Here is a 2,137-nt window from a genome sequence, read left to right as displayed (position 1 = left end):
GCGGGTCGGGCACTTGGCGCAGGATGGTGATCAGAGATGGCATCGGTTCCTCCTTGGAACCGAATAAAGAATCCATCTTTGACCATTCCGCTACCCGGGATTTTCAAATGCGATTCCCCTGTGCATCGCCGTCCGGAGACGGCACCGGCATGTCGCCCAGCAGGTCATCCGACGCCGACGGCCCGTCCTCCGGCCCCGGAGGACGGGTATCCCGGCGGGCGAGACGTTCCGCCTCCTGATCCAGGCGCGCCTGCCGCTTGCGGACATACCGTCCATAGCTGGGCGGCGGATCGGCGAAGTCTCCGGCGCCGTCCTGCCCGAGGTGAGGCATCTCCATCCAGGGCGTCGCCGCCATATAGGCCCGGCAGAATTCAACCACATCGGCCCTGGAGAGATCTGCCCGGCGCCCCTGAAGCCTGGCCTCGCACCGGTTGACCTCCATCTGGTCGCGATCGTTTTCCAGATCGATCCAGATCAGGGGATAGGCGTCCCCGCCGAGCACGCCTTTCAGGGATTCCCGCCGGTCATAACCGAAGGTGAAAGACCCTGCGCCCTCGCCGCGATCGCCGGTCGCCAGGATCAGGGCAAGCTCGACCGATACCATCATCTTGCGCCGCGTGGCAAAGGCGCCCAGCCTGAACCCGACATCCATCGAGGGCCCGATGAAATCCTCGACCTGCCGCCCGCCGCTGCGCAGCCCGTCGATCGAGATCGTCACATTGCGCACCGGAAAATCGGCAACCCAGGCACAGGCCTTGAGGTCGAGTGTGCGCGAGAAGCCCTGGACGACCTCGCGCGTCTCCTGCACGGCTCCGGCAAAGCCGGCGACCAGGGCGGCCGTCTGGGCCCGGTCGCGGATCACCGCCCGATAGACCAGTTCGTCGCCCAGCGCTTTCCAGAGCGCGACGCCCGCCGCTTCGCCGTCGGACATGAACCGGCGGTGAAAGTGCTCGTAGAATTTCCCGATGGCATGGAACCAGGTCGTCTGATCCAGCCCTTCGGGCGATCGCAGCTGGTCGGGGCGGGTGGCGACGTCCTGCGAGAACTTATAGGCGGTGGAGCCCACGATATCGACGCTGAGGAACAGATCCAGCCGATAGGGCTCGATCCCGTCGCGCCGCTCAACGGATGGCGGCAGGGTCACGCGGCGGCGCTCTCCAGCGACAGGCTCCGCGCGCGTGTCCGCACGGCCTCTACCGACATGAAGAAGCGGCTGGCGATATCGGCCGGATCGCCGCCCGTTTCGTGCCAGGCCTGGATGAACGGGCCGGCGGGCATCAGGAAGGCGGCCGCGAACCAGTTTGCTTCCCACTCGCAGCGGCGCACATCGTCCGACGCATCCTCGGGAAGATACCGCGTGGCGACCATCTCCACCGGCGTGTCGCCAGCCACACGGCGCACCACGGGATAGTGCAGCAGCAGATGGCCCAGTTCATGACCGATGGTGAAGCGATCGCGCAGGGGTGAGGTGTCGTCGGGCAGGAAGAGATCGAAATCCTTCGCCGACCGGACATGGATGCTTTCACGCTGATGACCGGGGGAGAAGTCGCGGAAACGGATCTGGCCGCCAAGCCGCCGCACCAGCTTGAACAGGTCATCCCCGGGCAGAAAATTGATCTTGCCCGCGTATTTCTCCGCCGCCTCCTGGATGACGGCCTTGCTCGCCCGACATGGCATCGGCGGAACGACGGTCATCTGCGCCTCGCGATCGCTGCCTCTCGATACAAGATAGCGACCGGGCCGGGCGGCGACAATGGCGGGCGATGGTGCGGCAACCGTTTGCATCGCCCGCGGGTAAAACGCGTCGGGCATATGCATGTCGGGCTGCAGGAAGGTGGTGGGCCCGGCAGGATTCGAACCTGCGACAACACCGTTATGAGCGGCGGGTTCTAACCGCTGAACTACAGGCCCCCACATCTTCCATGGTGCCGGAACGGGGTGGAATGCCACCGCCGGTTACCGGCGGCACACCTTGTCGAGTTCCGCCGTTTTCGTCAAGAGGAAGCCGGTTCGCCACCAGGGCAATCGGGTGAAACTGTGCGTGACAGGACGGAAAAAGTCTGAATCTCTCATTGTCGACGTTGTTGGCTTGGGAGGGATGGATGGAACCGTGTGGGGCCTTGGGCGAAGCGATTGG

The 2,137-nt window shown here is 64.9% G+C and carries 2 protein-coding genes and 1 tRNA gene; all 3 read right to left on the bottom strand.

Annotated features, from left to right (window positions below; genetic code table 11):
- Positions 1-103 precede the first annotated feature (103 nt).
- The 3 genes from WI697_RS27415 to WI697_RS27405 all read right to left on the bottom strand — a co-directional run bounded on the left by WI697_RS27415 (position 104) and on the right by WI697_RS27405 (position 1,911).
- The gene (locus WI697_RS27415) at positions 104-1,144 is read right to left on the bottom strand and encodes a hypothetical protein (RefSeq protein ID WP_345960677.1); all 1,041 of its coding nucleotides are present in this window, start codon (positions 1,142-1,144) and stop codon (positions 104-106) included.
- Positions 1,141-1,695 (bottom strand): ImmA/IrrE family metallo-endopeptidase, encoded by a 555-nt coding sequence (locus WI697_RS27410; protein WP_345960676.1) that lies wholly within the window; start codon positions 1,693-1,695, stop codon positions 1,141-1,143. Before WI697_RS27410 ends, WI697_RS27415 begins: the two co-directional genes overlap by 4 nt.
- 140 nt (positions 1,696-1,835) lie before the next feature.
- Positions 1,836-1,911 (bottom strand) — tRNA-Ile (locus WI697_RS27405).
- Between the last annotated feature and the right edge of the window lie 226 nt (positions 1,912-2,137).

The sequence above is a fragment of the Tistrella mobilis genome, from assembly GCF_039634785.1.
GTDB classification, from domain to species: Bacteria; Pseudomonadota; Alphaproteobacteria; order Tistrellales; family Tistrellaceae; genus Tistrella; species Tistrella mobilis.
The sequence above is the reverse complement of the archived record's forward strand: the minus strand, read 5'-3'. Positions and strand labels throughout refer to the sequence as shown.

Excerpts from the sequence above, each read along its gene's own strand:
- WI697_RS27410 (WP_345960676.1), bottom strand. The coding sequence starts at position 1,695 with ATGACCGTCGTTCCGCCGATGCCATGTCGGGCGAGCAAGGCCGTCATC.